Genomic DNA, 17928 nt, shown 5'->3' on the forward strand with positions numbered 1-17928 from the left:
TGCCCTTCGAAGGTGGCGATCGTAGACAGAGGCGGGGCGGGGCCCGCCGCGGAGGAGGGCGGGTGCGCCTCAGAAGAACCAGATCCGGTCGTACGCCGACCAGTCGGGTGCTTCGTCCTCCCCCGTGACCATGCGGACCCCGGGCATCAGACGTGTGGGCGCGCCGGCACCGAACGCCGCGAGGTCCGCCCGCTCGACCCAGACACCGGCGCCGTCCGCGAGGAGCGTCCGCAGCGAGCGGCGCGGGTCGGCCAGGGGAAGTGCCGCGCCCTGGACGCCCGTCGGGGCGGGCACGGGGTCGGTGTCGAGGGCGTAGCCGGCGGCCGGGCCGCGCAGCAGGACGTCGAGTCCGCCGCACTGCCGGTGCAGTGCGTGTGCGAAGTAGAGCTCGTCGGAGAACTGCGTCTCGACCGCGCCACGATGGGCTCGTTCCACGACGAGCAAGGTTGCGGATGCTGCGGTCATGCGCTCAGCACACCCCCATGGCGAGTACCTTGTCCGACGCCCGCACGTGCTCCCAGAACTTGCTGGGCGGACGCTTGCGGACCTCGGGCAGCTGATCGGGCGCGGCCCGGTCCGCGCAGCAGAACCGGCACACGTACCAGTGCAGGCGATCAGGGTGGGCGGCGAGCAGGTCACGGATGACGGCGGCCGTCGAGGGGTGCCGCGTACGGAAGTCCGCCGGATCGAGCGGTTTGTCGTCGCCGAGCGCGGCGCTGGTGAGCCGGGTGGCGTCGCCGCAGGTCCACACCTGCACCCGGGCGCCCTGGTCGAGCAGGGCCCGTGCCAGCCGCAGGGTGCTGGTGACCAGTTCGCCCTGATGGGGGGCGCCGAGCAGTTTGAGCATGACGTCGCTGGGCGGAACGGTCCACACCATCAGTGCCACACCGCCCTCAGGCCGGGCCGGAGCAGCCGCTCGGCGACCTCGTCCATGTCCACCAGCCGGGCCTCCGGCACCATGTCCGCCTCGGCCACGCCCCGTTGGCGCAGGGAGAAGGCGTCCACCCACAGCGCTCCGCCGCCCCGCAGGTAGCCTCCGAGGCGGGGGAACGCGTCCGGGAGCGCGCCCAGTACGCCGTCCTGGGTGAGCAGCAGGGCGATGTCACCGCCCTGCCGCGCCAGCCGGTGGGCGTCGCCCACGAATCGGTCGCCGCTCACGCCGGCCAGCGGGCCACCCGACTCGATCAGCAGATATGCGTCCATGAGCCGGTGTCAGCCCGCTGCCGGAGCGCCGTTGAACGCCTTGAGGACCCGCTCGTCGAAGCTCACCAGGCTCCAGTCCCTGCGGTTCTCGATCAGCGCGTAGCCGTGGGTGATGTGTCCGGTGGCCGTCTGGACGAGCTGTCCGTCGCGGACCACGTAGCAGTCCATCCGGGAGGTGTAGGTGTGCTCCTTGAAGACCTCCTCGACCGTGTACACGGTGTACAGGTCCTCCTCCATCAGGGCGTGCTCCAGGACACGCACCGACGAGCGCGGCACAACGGGAATCCACCTCCGGTCGTCCAGGAGCTGCTTGATCGAGATGTCGCGGTCGGCGAGGAAGAGGTCGACGACCTCCTCCATCTGCCGCAGGTACCCCGACATCTGGATGCGCTCGGTGAAGTGGCAGTACGGGTAGGGGATGCGCCACTTCCACCCGAAGGCGTTCTCGCCCGCGGTCAGCTGGTCGAGCACCGGGTCGCCGCCGCTGGTGCCCCGTCCGGCGGAGAGGCTGGTGTTCTCCTCCGGTGCGGGGGCCGTTCGCACGGCTCCGGCACCGGCGGGGGTGCGGGCCGTGTAGCGGGCGAGGTCGGCGTTCGGCTCGGCGGCCGCGTCGAGGTAGTCGTCGGGCACCAGGAGGACACGCACCTTGGCCGTGGCGGCACGGACGCGTTCACCGTCACGCTCGACGGTGAGGACGACACGGAAGCGGAGGGTCGTGTCGCCGTCGGCGGTCGTCGGGAAGACCTCGGCGTCCACGAGGTCGTCCATGTGGAGCGCGTGCCCGATCCGCGTGTCCAGCTCGACGAAGTCGAGCCCGAGGCCGAACTCCTCGAACAGGGCGCGGGCGGGCAGTCCCACGGTGCGGAAGTGGTCGAGCACGGCCTCTTCCACCAGGTAGTTGACGTGCTTGAAGCCGATCCAGGTGCAGATGTTGGACCCCTCGTAGCGAGGGCGCAGCGCGACGGTGGTGTCCTCGGCCAGGAGCCGCTTCACGCGGTCCGACAGCGTGTTCAAGGTCATGGAAGGTGCTCCGTTCAGTCGGGGTGACCGCGCTCGCTCAGGCATCGAGGGCGCGTACGAAGGTGTTGACGAGGTCGGCGAAGAGCGCGGGCGAGGTCACCATGGGGAAGTGCTCGCTGCCCGGCAGGAGGTGCACGGACGCGTCCGGCACCGCCTTGGCGAACGCCTCGGCGTCGGCGGGGTGGGCGACGCGGTCCTCGTCACCGCAGACGACCAGGAAGGGCATCCGCAGCCGTTCGGTGCGTACGTACGGCATGCGCAGGTACGTCCCGAAGAAGTGGATCCAGCCGTAGGGCCCCATGTAGTCGCGCACCTTGAGGGCGATGTCCCGCTCGTGCCGCGCGGGGAGCTTCCGGCTCATGCTCGCGCGCATGCCGTCGGTCAGGATGCGGACGAAATTGTTGAGGTAGTACTCGATCGACTGCCAGTCGAAGTCGTGTGTCTCGGCGCGGTAGAGCGGCGATACGAGGACGACTCCGCGCGGGCCGCGGGTGTCCGCCGCATCGGTGCCACCGTCACGGTCGCCGCGTCGGTCCAGCCAGCTCAGCACCGTGCTGGTGCCGAACGAGTGGGCGACCAGGACGTCCGGGCCATCGGGCACGAGGGCCACGGCCTCCTCGACCCAGTCCTCCACGGGGCGCGAGGTCCAGCCGGCGACTCCGGTGCCGCGCCACGGAAGTTCCGCGGCCCACAGCTCGCAGCGCTCGTCGGCCAGGGCGACGTACGGGTCCCAGACAGCGCCACTGCTGCACAGCCCGTGCAGCAGCAGCACCCGCCGGGGGTGTGGCACGGTGGCCTCGCGCACGAGGCGTACGGTGACGGGCCGTTCGGCGGGCGGGGCGGTGCCCCGCACCTCCTGGTCGGTCGTCATGAGCGCGTCCCGGCCGCCGGTCGCAGGGCCAGCGCGGCCACCGCGTCGGCGCCGTCGCCGCCCGTGGTGATCAGGGCCGGCGCGGTGCCGCCCGAGGTGAACCAGCCGATGGCCGCCGCGCACTGGAGCACGCCGAGCGCACCGGATGAGTGGCCGTGGACGTCGCTGAAGGCGTACCGCGGCGCACCGGCGAGGCCGGATCCCGACGGCCGGCCCGCCGCGGCGGCGGCCGGGTCCTCGGCGAACCAGACGCCCCAGGGGTCGGTGGTGGCCTGCCCCATGTCAGCGAGGCAGGCGGCCAGGTCCGCCTCGCGGGCGTAATCGCCGATCTCCGCGAGGGGCCGTACGCCGCGGGCCGCGGCGTGTGTCGCGTCCTCCAGGAGCAGGGCCACGGCCCCGTCGAAGAGTTCGTCCTGCGGGATTCCGGTGAGCTGTGACACGACGGGGTTGCGCGGCTCGACGCCCACCACCAGGGCGCGGGAGCAGCGCCCCGCACCGATGAGGGCAGCACCCCAGTGCACGGCGTCGAGCCCGGAGGTGGGGCCGTTGCAGAGCATCAGGTTGGGCCCTCGCAGCGCGAACCGCGTGGCCACCGCGGAAGCGACCACGTTGCTCGACGCGTTGGGCAGCGACATCGGGCTGATGACGTCGGTACTCGCTCCGGCGATGGCGGCGGACGTCTCGCAGACGGTGTCGAGATTGCCGAGGTTCGAGCTGGCGACGACCGCGACGCCGGCGCCGTCGACGGTCAGCGTGCCAGGGTCGGCGCGCTGGGCGTCGTCGGGTATGAGCCCGGCGTCGGCGAGTGCGTCACGGGCGGCGGCGAGGGCGAGTTGGGTCGCACGGTCGCTGTAGCGCAGGCCGCGGTGGCCGATGCGGGCGCCGGGTTCGACGGGGGCGGCCGCGCGAGGGTCACCGGCGCGCAGCAGCTCGGCCACGGTGGAGACGCCGGCCAGGGCGAGTCCCACTCCGGTGACGCGGGAGGCGGAACGGGTGGGCATCAGGACGTCCCTTCCAGTACGGCGACGGCGTTGACCCCGCCGAATCCGAACGCGTTGATCTGCGCGACCCGCGGCGCCGGGGTGACAGGGGGCTGCGGGGCGCCCGCACGGACGACGCGGAACTCCTCGGCGCCGGCGATGGGCGTGTCCAGGCCGAGGGTGGGCGGGATTCTGCCCGTCGAGAGGGAACGGGTGGCGACGATCAGGCTCAGCAGGCCGGAGCCTCCCGAGGTATGACCGGTCATGGACTTCAGCGCGGCCATCAGCGGACGGGAGACGTGCGGTCCGAACACTTCCCCGATGGCCGCGGTCTCCGCCTCGTCGTTGAGCGTGGTCCCGGTGCCGTGCAGGAGCATCAGGTCGATGTCGCCGGGCTTCACCCCGGACCGTTCGTGCGCGGCGCGCATGGCCTCGGCGATGCCCCGCGGGTCGGGGGCGGTGGGGTGTCCGGCGTCGCAGTTCATGGCGGTTCCGCGCAGCAGCCCGCGGGCGCGGCCCGCAGCGCCGTTGCCCGCCCTGGTCAGGACCACGGCGGCGGCGCCGTCGCCCATGAGAGTGCCCCGGCGCGCCTGGTCGAAGGGGCGCACCCGGTCGGGAACCGTCATCTGGACCCGGTCGAGCAGGCCGAACATGCTGGCCGTCACGGTGTCGACACCCGCGACGACCACGGTGTCCGCGTCATCCGCGGCGAGCATGTCTTCCGCCATGGCCAGGGTGTGCAGCGAGGCGGAACAGGCGTTGGAGAGGGTGTACGTACGGGTGGCGCCGAACCGCTCCCGCAGAGCCGTGCCGAAGTGCAGCCGTTCGGTGTCGAACTCCGCCCCCTCGTGCCAGCTCAGTTCGGCCGACCGCAGTTCGCGCAGCCCGGTGCCGACGAGGACGGGCGTGCGCCCGAGGTCGTCGCTCAGCCCGGCATCGGCGAGGGCCTCCTCGACGGAGCGCAGCAGCCAGGAGGTGGCGCGCAGCGGCACGTCCGCACCGGACGCACGGTCGTCGATCTCGTAGGCGTGATCGGCGCGGAAGCGCTCGCTGTCGAAGGCGCGCAGAGGGGCCCGCCCGCTGCGGCCCGCGCAGAGCGCGTCGAAGATCTCGTCGACACCGCTCCCCACACTCGCCACGGCTCCGGTTCCGGCGATCAGCGTGCCGCCACGTCCGTCGGTACGCGTCATCGCCGCTCTCCCGTGTACTCGCCGTAGATGACCACGGCGTTGTTGCCGCCGAACGCGAGGCCGTTGTTCTGCACCACGCGGGGCCGTGCCTCGACGGCCTCGTTCGGCACGCAATCGAGCCCGCATTCCGGGTCGGTCTCCACGTGGTTGATGGTGGGCGGAATGAAGCCCTCGGTGATGGCGAGCACACAGCCGATGGAGGCGAGCGCGCTGGCCGCGCCCATGGTGTGGCCGAGCATGGACTTCATGGAGATGGTCGGCGGGGCGGTGTCCGCGCCGTAGACCCGCTTCACCGCGGCGGCCTCGGTCACGTCGTTCGCCCTGGTGCCCGTGCCGTGTGCCGAGATGAAGTCGACCTCGTCCGGCGTGACCCCGGCATTGTCGAGGGCGAGCCGCATGCAGTTCGCGATGCTGTCCTCGTCGGGGGCGACCTGGTGGTGGGCGTCGCAGTTGAGGCCGAAGCCGAGGACCTCGGCATAGATGTGGGCGCCGCGGGCCAGGGCGGAGTCGAGGCTTTCCAGGACGAGCATGCCGGCGCCCTCGCCGGTGAGGATGCCCTTGCGGTCCTTGTCGAAGGGCTGGCAGCGCTCGGGCGCGATGGTCCCGATGCGGTAGAAGCCGGTGAAGGTCTTGCGGCACATGGCGTCGGCGCCGCCGCACAGGGCGATGTCCACGTCACCGGACCTGATGGCGTCGAAGCCGTAGCCGATGGCGTAGTTGCCCGCCGCGCAGGCGGTGGGCAGGGTGACCGCCTCGACCCTGCTCAGGCCGAACTCGTAGGCCACCGCGGCCGAGAGCCGGCCGGCGGGGATGCGGGCGGCGAGTTGGGGGGCCATGCCCGCGGCGCCCTCGCGCAGTTCGGTCTCGACGAGTGTGTCGAGATCGCGGGCCTCGCCGTCGGTGGTTCCGACGGCGACCAGCACGTCATGCTCCCCCAACTCCTCCAGTGTCAGCCCGGAGTCCTCGACAGCCATGCGGCTGGCCGACACCGAGAACTGGCTGGCTCTGCCGAGGGTGTCCAGGTCGGTGTCCTGGATCCACTCCTCGGGTGCGAAGCCGACGACCTCGCACCCCATGGCATGCGCGAAACCAGCGGTGTCGAATGCGCTGATGGGTTTCACCGCGCTGTGTCCTGAACGCAGTCCGGTCAGGAACTCCGCTCTGCCCACACCGATACTGGAGACGACTCCCGTACCGGTGATGACCACGCGTTTGATCGTGGAGTCACCCATGGCTGTCCTGCCTCTCCGGTGATGAACACCTGCTCCGTGGACCTACTTGGCTGCCGCTTCTTCGACGACCGCGTACACCCCTTCGAGGTTCACCATCCGGGCGAGCTCCGCCTGTTCGATCACGATGCCGAACTTCTTCTCCAACGCGGCGAGCAGCTCGATGGAGCGCAGCGAGTCGGCGTCGTACTCCTCCTTGAAGAGGCTGGCTTCCTTGATCTCTTCGAGGTCGATCTCAAGGACGTCACAGACGATTTCCTTGATCTCCGCGCGCTGGTTCTGGACTGAAGTGCTCATGACGCTCCTTGAGGTTGGGCGGGATATTTCATGTGGCGCTCTCGGCGAGCGGTACGGGGGCTGGTGCCTCAGCGAGGCACGCGCACAGGGAAGTCGAAGTCCTTGAACAGGGGGGTCTCTCCGCGCTGCGGCCCCCGCATCCGGAGGGCGTAGCTGACGAGGGCGTGGTTCAGCATGTAGAGCCGGTGCTCCTCGCGGCCGCCCTCGGAGAGCCGGTCGATGACCCAGGCGATGGGGGTGGCACCGTCGTAGGCGTCCCTGGGCTCGAACAGGAGGTGGGAGGAGCCCACCTCTGCCAGCACGTTGAGCGTGTAGGCGAACGGGTAGGGACGGTTGATCCGGTCGTCGTCCGTGCGGCTCAGGTCGGGGAAGCTGTCCACGATCCGGTCGAGGGTCTCGCCGCTGATCAGGTCCATGCGGCCGGTGAGCATGGCGGTCTGGATGATGTAGGCGTAGGAGATCCCGTTGAGGAAGTAGTTCGCTCCGGGATCGATGTCCGTCCACTGGCCGACGACGTCCTCGACGAGCGCCTTCAACTCCGGTGCGTCAGCGTCAAGTTGGCCGAGGTTGTGCAGGGCGATGAGGTAGTAGAGGCCCATGTGGGTGCGCTCGACCGGCGTGATGCGGCCCAGCAGCTCCTTCGCCTCTGTCAGGCGGTCCCGGCCGTGGGTCAGGTATTCCTGGGGCCGGCCGCTCATGGCGATGGCGTTCAGCGTGGTCAGGAGCGGATAGATCTTCGTGAAGCTCTCCGACATGGGCTGCGGGAACGCCGGGGGGGTGTCCAGCTCATCCGCGCGGTCGAGGTAGTCGAGGAGTTCCTTGAGGTGGTCCCGGCCCTCGCCGTGGATGAAGCGCTCGTACCCGAGCAGCGAGATCACCGAGAGGAGCGTGGCGCCGCCGCGCCCACGGAAGAACGGTGCCGGGATCTTCTCCAGCAGGCCGAGCGCTTCGCGGATGTGGTTGCGCCGCCCTGCCACGAGCCGGTCCTTGAGGCCCAGCTGTCCGAGGGCGAGGAAGACCGCGGTGCAGGCGGACAGCTTCTCGTAGTGGCCGTGCCGTCCGGCGTTCTCGTCCTTGATCTGGTCCGGCTCGATCGTGTCGACGACGGCCAGCATCTCGGCGGGGAAGTCCGTCTCGGCGTTGACCAGCAAGGACCTGTGCAGGCCCAGCTTGGCGAAGGCGTCCATCAGGATGCAGCCGGCCATGAGCCGGAAGTACGGGTTCTCCTCGGCCCGGACGGCGTCCAGGATCGGGCGGACGTCCTGTTCGACGACAGGGCGGCGCACGGTGCCGGGGTCCACGACGTCGAGCACGAAGTCGGCGAGCAGCCGGGAGAACCGGGTGTAGGCGTTGCTCTCGACCCCCTTCGCGGCGAGCAGATCGAAGGTGTGGCGGATCCGCGCGGCGCCCTCGGGGTCGTACGCGATGGGGTACTGGCCCAGGCCGATGCCGCGCACCATGCGACTCCACGGGGTGGCGATGACGCGGGTCTCGTTGGACAGGTGGCGCAGGCCGTCCACCGGAACCGGGAACGAAGCGGATGTCATGCGAAGAGCCTTCTGTAGTGCGGGCGTTCGTGAGGGCGACGCCCCGGGCAGGCGGCAGCCGCGACTGCCCGGGGGCCGAGGATGCGCGGGGTGGCTAGCGGGGCACAGGGGGCACCTCAAGGCCCAGGAACTCGCTCCTTGAGCCGTCCAGCATCTGTAGGGCCCAGTTCAGCCACTTGATGCCCTCGCAGTAGATCGCCACCGGGCGGCGCTGGGTCTGGTAGGTGTCCATGACCGTGCCGTCCAGCTCCTTCTGGAAGTGGAAGGGCGGCATGGCGGTGAAGTGCTGCCCCATCGTGAACACGAACCGGATCAGCCAGTACGGGTCGTCCCGCAGGTAGGCCGACTCGGGGTCGTCCAACCGGAGCGCGGCGGTCATCACGGACGCGAAGTGGTCTTCCATGCCTTCGGGCACCTCGGTGTTGACCGTGCCGCCGTTGGGCACCACGTCGCGCACCCGGTACGCCCGCTGGTACGGATTGCCGTCCAGGAACGCGATCTCCACGCTCGGGGTCTTCCCCGCACCGGTGTCGACGGTCATCGTGAACTGCTCGCAGTGGATCTCGTCGTAGTGACCGATGGAGTTGTGCCAGGGCTTGTTGTCGTACATCGGGTCGTCACGGACGTCCTTGCCCTCACCCTTGAACCCGATGGCCCGCGGATCGAGGAACTTGATCCCCAGCGACGTGGGAGTGATGGCCTCCAGTGCCGCGGTGATCTCCTCCCGCGGCGCACCCGATTCGATGACTCGCTGGGCGTGCAGCAGCGGCTCGACGTCGGTGACCTTGATGTTCTCGGTGTTCGTATCGCCCATGACGAGCGAGTGGAAGGCCGGTTCGAGGATCGCGAGGAACTCGGGCGATTCCCGGAACCGCTTCAACAGGGCTGAGGAGTTGAGGTAGGAGACGCCGTTGATGACGATCCGCTCGGTGTCGAGGAGATGCGCGTCGAAGGTACGGGGCGCTGTGCGGCGGCACAGGTCCAGGCGGTCCTCGATCTTCCTGAAGTAGGAGATGTCCAGCGTCTCGCCCGGCGCCGGGACACGGCCCACGCTGTGCACGTCCTCGTTCAGGACGCGGACGATGAGCTCGTAGAGGCGGGCGACCACCGCCGGCGGCGGTGCCTGCTTCTCGACGAAGCGGCTGACTTCGTCCCCCGCCACGTAGCTCATCTCGTAGATGACTTCCTTGTCGACCGTACGGCCGCCGTGGCGCAGATGGGGCGGGACGGGGGCGTCCCGCTCCAGGACGGTGTAGACCTCGGGGAAGTAGCCGCGCACCGATTCGGGCAGGCCCTGGAGGAACTCGGCCTGCCGCTTGGCCTTCACGAACGGCGGCAGCATCACTCCGGCCCCGTCCGGGTCCCACCGCGCGGTCGTCAGGGCTTCGCTCAGGATCTTCCGGACGGTGATGTGCTCTTCGCCGTCCTTCCTGACGAAGATCGTCATGGACTCGCTGCCGCCCTTGCCGAAGCTGACGATCGACTCGTCGATGTTGACGTAGGCGTAGACCGTGCTGGGGAGGAGCCTGCGGCCCTGCGCGTTGTCCAGGACGCATTCGTTCTCATTGGTCAGGGCGAGGACGCAGGCGTACTCGAACTCGTCCAGCGCCGGGTTGAGACGCTTGTGCCGGGCCTCCGCCGGATCCGTGACGTGGACGACCCGCGTGTGGCACGGTCCCGCGTCGACGGCGGCGGCGTCCAGGTCCGAACCGAGGGCGATGATCTGGCAGTTGCCGTTGAGGTGGATCCGCCGCCGCACCTCGGTGCTGAGGGCGCTCCCCCGCAGTACGGCACTGCTGGCGTCCCGCAGGTCCTTCTTGGACTGGATCGGCACGCCCTCGGGCGAGATCACGGGAAGTTCGGCACCGGCGATCCGGTCCAGGAACCGCTCCACGGCCTCTTCCCGCGGGCTCGCCGTGTGCAGGGTCATCACGTCGGCGAGGGAGACCGCGCCGGAGACGGCCAGCGCGGTCAGCCAGCCCGCCGTGTCGCCGCCTTCCAGGTAGTGGTCGCTCTGCGCGAACAGCACGGGCCGGTGCGCGACGAGGGTGTGGAACAGCAGGTACGGGTAGACGACGCGGTGGTCCACCCGGGAGCTGTCGTCGTCGACGCGCAGGTCTTCGAGCATCTGCTGGTACCGCTGGAGCGCTTCCGGCTCAGTCTCCAGGAGCGTGCGGGTCCTGCGGACCAGACGGTCCTCGTCCAGGTCGGCGAGCCCGTCGAAGTGGACGACCACCACTTCCGGGCGGTCGGTGTCGCTCGTTCGCGTCTCGGCATCGCCCGCGTGGTCGATGACGCTGAGCTCGACATAGGCCTTGCCGAGGAGGGCGGGGTCATCGCTGATGATCCGCTTCTTCAGCCGCGCCCTGGTGACCAGTTCACCCCGGTCGACGGCGATGAGCTGCCGGTAGTTCCGCGTGTGCTGGAAGACCTCGAGGAACTGGTAGAAGGCGGGCGACCCCTCCCTGTCGGGGCACAGCATCTCCGCGGTGATGACGCGCCCGAGCATGTGGGAGAAGTACTCGTCGCAGGCGTCGCTCTCCGCGGCGAGGCGGAACAGGTCGCGCAGGGAGTCGTAGTGCCCGTTCTCCAGGTGGTGCCCGTTCTCCGGCCGCTCCCCCGTGGCGTGCAACTTCTCCAGCTGGGCCATCAGGCCGTCCACCACGGTGACCGCGCGCAGGAACCGCTCGGTGTCCTCGCGGCCCGTGCAGGCCATGACGGGGGTGGCGACGTTGTTGTCCTTCAGCAGCTGCACGGACTTGTTGCCGAGGCCGAGCTCCAGAATCATGTCCACGTCGAGGCCGCTCAGGACGGTGCAGGTGTCCTGGGACGTCATGACCTGGTCGGTCATGGCCAGGATGCCCTGGCGGACGTCGTCCGCGGTGGTGAGCAGTGACCTGGTGTGGTTCGCCACCACCGGGATGCGGGGCTTGGCGAACCCGACCCGGTTGAGGTCGAGGAACTGTTCCAGGGCCTGGCGGGCGGGCCGCATCCGCGCGGAGTGCGCCAGGAAGACGGTCGGGTCCTTCAGGTTCTCGGTGGTCACGTGCGGGAAGGCGGTGACGAACCGGTCGAACTCGCCCTTGATGCCGGAGCGGACGTAGATGTTCGCCTGCGTCGGCGCATAGGTCTTGTGCACCTCGACATCCCTGAGCGGGTACGCCGCGCGCATCGCGTCCAGGGCCGCCGCGAGGGCTTCCGCGTCCCGCGCCTTCACCGCGACCACGTGGGACGGCTCCGGTATCAACGGCGCGCGGCGGACGGAGTCGGGCAGGTAGCAGGCGATGTTCCGGGCGAACGCCTCGTCGGTGCTCCGGGCGCCGGCGGCGAGGAGCATCAGGGGCGTGAACGCCTGGGCGATCTTGACGCCGTCGAAGACCGACAGGGAGCCGCTCGCCACCGCGGCCGTCAGGATGCCGAAGCTCTCGCCGGTGTACGCGATGAAGCTGACGGGCGTCCCGTTCTTCTCCGCCCGGTCCCGCAGGTAGGCGTCCAGGGCCAGGCTGTGCACCAGCAGGGCCGCTCCGACATAGCCCTGCCGCTCCATCTTCCCCTCGGGGAGATTCTCGGGTGCGGTGAGCAGCAGATCGGGCCGGCCGGGGAAACCGAGGGCGCGGGCGGCGTCCTGGTAGATGCGGGTGACCTCGGGGACCTTGGAGTCGAGGAGGGAACGGCCGAGGTTCTGGTAGGCGGCCCGGCTTCCCAGGCCGGGAAAGAACCCGGCGATGCGTGTGCGGTCCTTGGTGCTGAGGACCTCTTCGACGAGTGCGGGCCGGTCGCCGCCGGTCAGGGGCTGGGTGGCCTGGGAGGTGGAGCGTGGCACGTGCGTCACCTTCTCGGATTGGGATGTGCGGAGAAGAAGGCACCTACGTTCCGTCGAGGTGCTTCACGCGCTCGCCTTTGGGCGCGGGAAATGAGCTTCCCGAGGAAACTCACCGGGAATGCGCCCGACGGTTCCCATCGGGCTGTGAAAGTAATACTGCCCGACCCGTTAAGCCGCTTCAATGAAATCCAATACAGGCTCTGTCATGGACTTAAAGGAAAAACAAGGGAGTTTTCAAGGACCGTCAAGAAAGGTCAGAGAAGTGTCAACTTCGCTGGTGAGGAGCTTGTTACGGCCGTTGTCAACTCTTTTTACGCCTCCTTGGCGCGCCGTCCGACAGGAAACAAAAAGAAGCAGGGCCGAGGAACCGTAAGGTCCCTCGGCCCTGCTTCTCGAATTTCTTGAAAGCCGTGCGTCCGCTCCTACTGAACGCCGGCTTCGGCCTTTTCCACCCGCGGCGCCGCGCCTGCCGAAACAGTCTTGGAGGCCGTGGGACGGCCGCCCAGAGAACTGGTCGCGACGACGACGAGTCCGGCGAGGGCGAGGCCGGCACCGACCCAGAGCGGGGAGACGAACCCGTACCCGGCGGCGATGGTGAGACCGCCGATCCAGGCGCCGAGGGCGTTGCCGACGTTGAAGGCCGCCACATTGGCGCCGGAGGCCATGGTCGGCGCGTCCTCGGCGTACTTCATGATGCGCACCATCAGACCGGGCGCCGCCGCGAGGCCGATGGTGCCCATCAGCAGCAGCGCGACGATGGTCGCGATCTTGCTCTCCGCCGTGAGGGCGAAGACGCTCATGATGACGGCCAGGGCACCGAGGATGCCGATGAGCGCGGCGTTCGGGGACTTGTCGGCGGCCTTGCCGCCGAAGAAGTTGCCGATGAACGTGCCCACACCGAACAGGACCAGCAGCCACGGCACGGTGCTCGTGGCGAACCCGGACACCTCGGTGAGCGTGAAGGCGATGTACGTGTAGCCGCCGATGACGCCACCGAAGGCGAGCACGCTGAGCGCGAGGGAGACCCAGACCTGCCCGCGGCGGAAGACGGCGAGTTCGCTGCGCAAGCTCGCCTGGCCGTCCGAGCTGGACTGCGGAACCAGGACCTGGATGCCGATCAGGGCGATGACACCGATGACCGTGATGGCCCAGAACGTGGAGCGCCAGCCGAACTGCTGGCCGAGGAAGGTGCCCAGCGGGACGCCGAGGACGTTCGCGGCGGTCAGACCACCGAACATCAGGGCGATGGCGCTGCCCTTCTTGTTCTCGGCGACCATGCCGGAGGCGACGACCGCGCCCACTCCGAAGAACGCTCCGTGGCACAGCGCCGCGACGATCCGGCCGACCATGAGCAGCGAGTAGGTCGGGGCGACGGCGGAGATCAGGTTGCCCGCGATGAACAGCAGCATCAGGCCGAGCAGGACCTTCTTGCGGTCGAGACGGGCGACCGCCGCGGTCAGGCCGACGGCACCGATGGCGACGCTCAGCGCATAGCCGGAGACCAGGTACCCGGCGACTGCTTCAGAGACATCGAAGTCGGCCGCCACCTCGGGCAGCAGGCCTACGATCCCGAACTCGGTGAGGCCGATACCAAAGCCCCCCAGTGCCAGGGCAATGAGCCCGATAGGCATGTGAAATCCCTCCGTTGCAGTGGCATGCGGTCCGGGACCGTGCCTTGCGGAACGTGAACAGATCGAAGTATCGCAGAATATCGATATGAGATGTCAAGACGAGTCCGCTCACTGATCCGCGAGGGCGGACAGCCCCCGGCGGCGCAACGCATCGGTTATCGTCGATGTATCGAAATCGGCTCTACGTCAGCCCCCGGAAGGCCCATGACGACACACGACATGCCCACGACGGCCGACGTCGCGCCCCTGCTCGAACCGCTCAAGGCGCTCGCCAACCCGGTGCGGCTCCAGATACTTCAGTGGTTGCGCGACCCGGAAGGCAACTTCCCGGTCAACAAAGACATCACGGACCCACGCACGGTCGGAGTGTGCGTCAGCCACATCCAGGCCAAGGCCGGACTGGCCCAGTCCACCGTCTCCGCCTACATGGCCGTGCTCGAACGCGCCGGCCTCGTCCGCTCCACGCGCGTCGGGAAGTGGACCCACTACCGGCGGGACGAGGAACGCATCACGCGGCTCATCGAGGAGATCGGACAGAGCATCGGGAGCGTCGGCCTCGCCTGACGTCGTTCTCTCTTGAATCCGCAGGCCTGGGGTCGCTCCTGGCGCTCCAGGCCTGTTCCTCGACGTCCACCGCCTCCGTCACGCCGGAGCCGTTCCCGCTTCCTCCGTCGAGTCCGCGGGCGTCGCATCCGTGGGCATCGAGTCCGCGGGCGTCGAGTCCGCGGGCTCGTCGGCATCGGGCAAGGCAGTCGTACGCAGGCGCGGGAGCAGCCCCGGGGTGACGAGTCCCGGCAGGATGAGCCGCCACAGCGCGGTGATCCGATCGAGCAGGTCCTGCCTGTTGCTGTAGGCCTGGGACATCACCTGCAGGCCGGTGAACGCCCCGACGATGGTCGATGCGACTTCCAACGGATCCGTCCCCGGCAGCAGTTCGCCCTGCTCGCCCGCCTGCTTCAGCAGGTCTTCGATCAAGGTGATCGCCATGTTGTAGGGCGCCTGGGCCGAACACGAGAAGGACGACTGCTCGACCGTCAGTCGGACGCTGGCCCGCAGAACCGTGTCGTACTGCAGTCGGCGCGCGAACGCCGAGGTGAGGTCGATGATCGCCTGCAGCTTCAGCGTCCGGTCCGGCACCACCAGCGCCTCGAGCTGCGCCTCCACCAGCGCTGCGGCAATCGACTCCTTCGAGGGGAAGTGGTGATACAGAGCGCCTCGGGTGAGACCCGCCCGCGCGAGTATCTCGTTCGTGCTCGCCGCGTCGTATCCACGCTCCCCGAACACGTCGGCGGCGGCCTCCAGGATCGATCGTCTCGACCTGATGCCTCGTTCCTGTTGCGCCATCCCAGTCCCCGCTCGTCGTCGTACGCTCAAAAACAAACAACCCTGTCTGCATTGTATTCGGTGCGCACGGACTGCCAGGCGGTGCGGGACGGCATGAGTCCGGATTGATACTGAGCTGTTTCGAGTCACGGATGCCCCAGGTGGAAGCCCACCCCTCGCACGGTGACGATCCAGCTGCTCGAACCGAGCTTGCTGCGGAGCGTGCTGACGTGCGTATCGATGGTGCGCCCGCGGTGCGACCAGTCGTCGTCCCACACCTGACTCATCAGTTCGCGCCGGGACAGGGTGGTGCCGGGCTGGGACGCCAGCATATGGAGCAGGTCGAACTCTTTGGGCGTCAGCTCCACCCGCCGGCCGTCCAGCTGGATCTCGCGGGTCACCGCGTCGATGCGCAACGGCCCGTACGTGATGACCTGCGCCGCGGGGTGCTGAGGACGGACCCTGCGCAGCACGGCCTCCATCCGGGCGAGCAACTCCCGGAAGCCGTAAGGCCTGACGACATAGTCGTCCGATCCGGCCTGCAGGCCGAGCACGCGGTCGAGTTCGGCTCCGCGCGCGGTCACGGTGATGATCGGGACATCGCTGGCCGCCCGAATCCGGCGGCACACCTCAAGCCCGTCGAGATCGGGCAGGTCGAGGCCGAGGAGAACCATGTCGACGCCTTGAAGTGCCTGCAGTGCCATGGCGCCCGTATCCACGCTCTTGGCCAGATATCCGTGCCGGCGCAGCGCCTGGACCAGTGCGTCCGCTGCCCGGTTCTCGTTCTCGACGACGAGAACCTGCACCCCGCCCTCATCGTCGGCGCCCGTCAGCGCCGACTCCTCCGCGGGCGGGAAGCCCTGCGGCGGGACGAGTTTGACGGAATCTGCGACCTGCCAATTCATCTGCTCCCCCTGAAGCACGCCGTATCGAACAGCGCTCACGCTCACTACGCCGCACGTTAGCAGGCAGCGCTGTCTGGTTGTCAACGCACTTCCGACCGGCCGGCCTTCCCCCGACACGGCCGTTCGGACCGCAGAAAAACCACGAAATCAGGGCAGAAAAACGGACATCTTGCCCGATTCCAACTGACCGGAAACCTTGCAGACACGTTCGGGCGGACGCAGAGCGGGACGGTAACAACGGCGTGAACCAAGCGCATTCGCACGTTTTAGCTAAAGCTTTACTCTGAAACAGACAAGGTTGATCTAGCCTCTGAGCTGCACGCGTTCAATCGGAGTCGGGGGCCCGGATGCGCTGTCTGGCTTGCCCCTGCCCACAAGCAGACAGGAATGCCACGCATGCTCAGCTCGGCCCAAGCTCCCCGTATCGACGGCGCCCCGGTGATGAGCCCGTTGCTCACCACCACGGTGCCGCGCGGATACGTTCACCGGGCCTCCGTGGCGGAAGTGCTCCTCACCGGCTGGGACACGGACACGGAGGCCTCGGCCGATGCGTCCGACGCCTTCGTGGTCCGAGCGCAGTGGCCCCGGAGCCACGCGCTCTTCACCCCGGCCCACGGTCACCAGGATCCCCTGCTCCTGATCGAGTCGATCCGTCAGGCCGGAACCCTGCTGACCCATACCGAGTACGGCGTCCCGTTCGGCCATCAGTTCCTGATGTGGGACATGTTCTTCGACGCCACCCCCGCCGCATTCGCCACCAGCTCCACCCCGACCGATGTCGAACTGCACACCACGTGCCACGACATCGTCCGCCGAGGCAGGTCCATCTCGGGCATGCGCTACGACGTCACCGTCCGGCGCGACGGACTGCCCGTGGCGACCGGCGGTGCCCGGTTCAGCTGCACCAGCCCGGCCGTCCACCGAAGACTGCGCGGCGAGCGCCCCACCACGACGGGCCGCGCGCTGCCCGCGCCGGTCGACCCGGCCGACGTGGGTCACACGAACCGGGAGCACGTCGTGCTCGCCCCTCCGGTGCCGGCCCGCGCGAACCGCTGGGAGCTCCGTGTGGACACCGACCACGCGGTCTTCTTCGACCACCCGATCGACCATGTCCCCGGCATGCTGCTGATCGAGGCCGCCCGACAGGCCGCCCGCGCCGCGACCCGGCAGCCCGACGCTCTCCTCGTCGGCCTCGAAAGCAACTTCATCCGCTACGCCGAGCTCGATGCCCCGTGCTGGATAGAGGCCCACGTCGAGCGCGCCGAGACGGCCGAAGAGCTCCGCGTCCACGTGCGCGGCACGCAGGAGGGGGAGCAGGTCTTCACCTCCGATCTCGTGCTCCGACGTCCGGCCGGCTGATCCACCGACCGGACCGTGTCGGCGGATCTCGCCACCCCCACATCCCTGCACGGCATATGCGACGGCGTGGACGTCGTCCTGCACGTCTACGGCCGGGGACCCTTCCGGAACACCGACCCCAGCCGGCTCGTCCGGAACCCGGGCTCACCCACCTCTCTCACCCGAGCCGCGGCCGAAGACTCCGGCGGGATCGTCCTGCGCCCCCACCTCGTCGTCGGCGCCGGTCTCGCGCCCGCAGCCGATCTGACGGCTTCCACATACCACGCGACCCACCCGGCACCCGTGACCGTTTCCACCCTGCTGCGCACGGTGGCCACGTCGGTGAGTTCCGACTCCGGCCGGGAGCCGCGGACGATTCCGGCTCCCGCGTCCGCCGCCGGCCTGCTGCTCTCCGGCCGCGGAAGCAGACTCGCCGCTTTTGGCGAACGCCGCCTGCCCTCCCTGCGCCGTTACACCCGCTACGCGACGGTCCTTACCGCTCTCGCCGTCCTCACCGTCGGCGTCAGCCTCACGTTGCGAAGCCTTCTCACCCTCTGAACCCCACCTTGGC

At 69.0% G+C, this 17928-nt stretch carries 17 protein-coding genes; 3 read left to right on the plus strand and 14 right to left on the minus strand.

Annotated features, from left to right (window positions below):
* Window positions 1-69: 69 nt before the first annotated feature.
* From MTF65_RS22565 to MTF65_RS22620, 12 genes are all read right to left on the minus strand, one after another.
* Entirely contained in the window at window positions 70-465 is a 396-nt protein-coding gene (locus MTF65_RS22565; RefSeq protein WP_243630715.1) for a hypothetical protein, read from the minus strand.
* Between the two features lie 4 nt (window positions 466-469).
* Window positions 470-877 carry a hypothetical protein gene (locus MTF65_RS22570; protein WP_243630819.1) on the minus strand — a complete coding sequence of 136 codons (408 nt, stop codon included), beginning with the start codon at window positions 875-877 and terminating at the stop codon, window positions 470-472.
* Window positions 877-1203, minus strand: a complete 327-nt coding sequence (locus tag MTF65_RS22575; protein ID WP_243630716.1) for a hypothetical protein — start codon at window positions 1201-1203, stop codon at window positions 877-879. Before MTF65_RS22575 ends, MTF65_RS22570 begins: the two co-directional genes overlap by 1 nt.
* Before the next feature lie 9 nt (window positions 1204-1212).
* Window positions 1213-2223: a hypothetical protein gene (locus MTF65_RS22580; protein WP_243630717.1), complete on the minus strand. Its 1011-nt coding sequence runs from the start codon at window positions 2221-2223 to the stop codon at window positions 1213-1215.
* A gap of 37 nt (window positions 2224-2260) precedes the next feature.
* Window positions 2261-3094 carry an alpha/beta fold hydrolase gene (locus tag MTF65_RS22585; RefSeq protein WP_243630718.1) on the minus strand — a complete coding sequence of 278 codons (834 nt, stop codon included), beginning with the start codon at window positions 3092-3094 and terminating at the stop codon, window positions 2261-2263.
* A complete protein-coding gene (locus MTF65_RS22590; protein WP_243630719.1) occupies window positions 3091-4095 on the minus strand; it encodes a beta-ketoacyl synthase N-terminal-like domain-containing protein in 1005 nt (334 codons plus the stop codon). The genes MTF65_RS22585 and MTF65_RS22590 overlap by 4 nt, the downstream gene beginning before the upstream one ends.
* Window positions 4095-5264 carry a beta-ketoacyl synthase gene (locus MTF65_RS22595; protein WP_243630720.1) on the minus strand — a complete coding sequence of 390 codons (1170 nt, stop codon included), beginning with the start codon at window positions 5262-5264 and terminating at the stop codon, window positions 4095-4097. The genes MTF65_RS22590 and MTF65_RS22595 overlap by 1 nt, the downstream gene beginning before the upstream one ends.
* Entirely contained in the window at window positions 5261-6496 is a 1236-nt protein-coding gene (locus tag MTF65_RS22600; RefSeq protein ID WP_243630721.1) for a beta-ketoacyl synthase, read from the minus strand. Before MTF65_RS22600 ends, MTF65_RS22595 begins: the two co-directional genes overlap by 4 nt.
* 42 nt (window positions 6497-6538) lie before the next feature.
* Window positions 6539-6790, minus strand: a complete 252-nt coding sequence (locus MTF65_RS22605) for an acyl carrier protein (protein ID WP_243630722.1) — start codon at window positions 6788-6790, stop codon at window positions 6539-6541.
* 68 nt (window positions 6791-6858) lie between these two features.
* Window positions 6859-8337 (minus strand): hypothetical protein, encoded by a 1479-nt coding sequence (locus tag MTF65_RS22610; RefSeq protein WP_243630723.1) that lies wholly within the window; start codon window positions 8335-8337, stop codon window positions 6859-6861.
* 94 nt (window positions 8338-8431) lie between these two features.
* Window positions 8432-12160, minus strand: coding sequence for an ACP S-malonyltransferase (locus MTF65_RS22615; RefSeq protein ID WP_243630724.1), 3729 nt, complete (start codon window positions 12158-12160; stop codon window positions 8432-8434).
* A 422-nt stretch (window positions 12161-12582) separates the two neighbouring features.
* Window positions 12583-13791, minus strand: a complete 1209-nt coding sequence (locus MTF65_RS22620; protein WP_243630725.1) for an MFS transporter — start codon at window positions 13789-13791, stop codon at window positions 12583-12585.
* A gap of 204 nt (window positions 13792-13995) precedes the next feature.
* Here MTF65_RS22620 and MTF65_RS22625 point away from each other — a divergent pair, with 204 nt between their 5' ends.
* Window positions 13996-14355, plus strand: a complete 360-nt coding sequence (locus MTF65_RS22625; RefSeq protein ID WP_243630726.1) for a helix-turn-helix transcriptional regulator — start codon at window positions 13996-13998, stop codon at window positions 14353-14355.
* Between the two features lie 78 nt (window positions 14356-14433).
* Here MTF65_RS22625 and MTF65_RS22630 read toward each other — a convergent pair whose 3' ends face one another.
* A complete protein-coding gene (locus MTF65_RS22630; RefSeq protein ID WP_243630727.1) occupies window positions 14434-15135 on the minus strand; it encodes a ScbR family autoregulator-binding transcription factor in 702 nt (233 codons plus the stop codon).
* 125 nt (window positions 15136-15260) lie between these two features.
* Window positions 15261-16064: a response regulator transcription factor gene (locus tag MTF65_RS22635; RefSeq protein WP_243630728.1), complete on the minus strand. Its 804-nt coding sequence runs from the start codon at window positions 16062-16064 to the stop codon at window positions 15261-15263.
* 351 nt (window positions 16065-16415) lie between these two features.
* On the opposite strand from MTF65_RS22635, the gene MTF65_RS22640 reads away from it, so the two are divergent.
* Window positions 16416-17378: a ScbA/BarX family gamma-butyrolactone biosynthesis protein gene (locus tag MTF65_RS22640; protein ID WP_243630729.1), complete on the plus strand. Its 963-nt coding sequence runs from the start codon at window positions 16416-16418 to the stop codon at window positions 17376-17378.
* 15 nt (window positions 17379-17393) lie between these two features.
* Entirely contained in the window at window positions 17394-17915 is a 522-nt protein-coding gene (locus MTF65_RS30545; RefSeq protein WP_308407206.1) for a hypothetical protein, read from the plus strand.
* The last annotated feature ends 13 nt before the right edge of the window (window positions 17916-17928 follow it).

The organism is Streptomyces sp. APSN-46.1 (assembly GCF_022815725.1).
Lineage (GTDB): Bacteria > Actinomycetota > Actinomycetes > Streptomycetales > Streptomycetaceae > Streptomyces.

Coding starts and splice junctions, on each gene's coding strand:
- MTF65_RS22570 (WP_243630819.1), bottom strand. CDS start 877: ATGGTGTGGACCGTTCCGCCCAGCGACGTCATGCTCAAACTGCTCGGC.
- MTF65_RS22620 (WP_243630725.1), bottom strand. CDS start 13,791: ATGCCTATCGGGCTCATTGCCCTGGCACTGGGGGGCTTTGGTATCGGC.
- MTF65_RS22605 (WP_243630722.1), bottom strand. CDS start 6,790: ATGAGCACTTCAGTCCAGAACCAGCGCGCGGAGATCAAGGAAATCGTC.
- MTF65_RS22625 (WP_243630726.1), top strand. CDS start 13,996: ATGACGACACACGACATGCCCACGACGGCCGACGTCGCGCCCCTGCTC.
- MTF65_RS22575 (WP_243630716.1), bottom strand. CDS start 1,203: ATGGACGCATATCTGCTGATCGAGTCGGGTGGCCCGCTGGCCGGCGTG.
- MTF65_RS22565 (WP_243630715.1), bottom strand. CDS start 465: ATGACCGCAGCATCCGCAACCTTGCTCGTCGTGGAACGAGCCCATCGT.
- MTF65_RS22640 (WP_243630729.1), top strand. CDS start 16,416: ATGCTCAGCTCGGCCCAAGCTCCCCGTATCGACGGCGCCCCGGTGATG.
- MTF65_RS22630 (WP_243630727.1), bottom strand. CDS start 15,135: ATGGCGCAACAGGAACGAGGCATCAGGTCGAGACGATCGATCCTGGAG.
- MTF65_RS22580 (WP_243630717.1), bottom strand. CDS start 2,223: ATGACCTTGAACACGCTGTCGGACCGCGTGAAGCGGCTCCTGGCCGAG.
- MTF65_RS22610 (WP_243630723.1), bottom strand. CDS start 8,337: ATGACATCCGCTTCGTTCCCGGTTCCGGTGGACGGCCTGCGCCACCTG.
- MTF65_RS22585 (WP_243630718.1), bottom strand. CDS start 3,094: ATGACGACCGACCAGGAGGTGCGGGGCACCGCCCCGCCCGCCGAACGG.
- MTF65_RS22600 (WP_243630721.1), bottom strand. CDS start 6,496: ATGGGTGACTCCACGATCAAACGCGTGGTCATCACCGGTACGGGAGTC.
- MTF65_RS22595 (WP_243630720.1), bottom strand. CDS start 5,264: ATGACGCGTACCGACGGACGTGGCGGCACGCTGATCGCCGGAACCGGA.
- MTF65_RS22590 (WP_243630719.1), bottom strand. CDS start 4,095: ATGCCCACCCGTTCCGCCTCCCGCGTCACCGGAGTGGGACTCGCCCTG.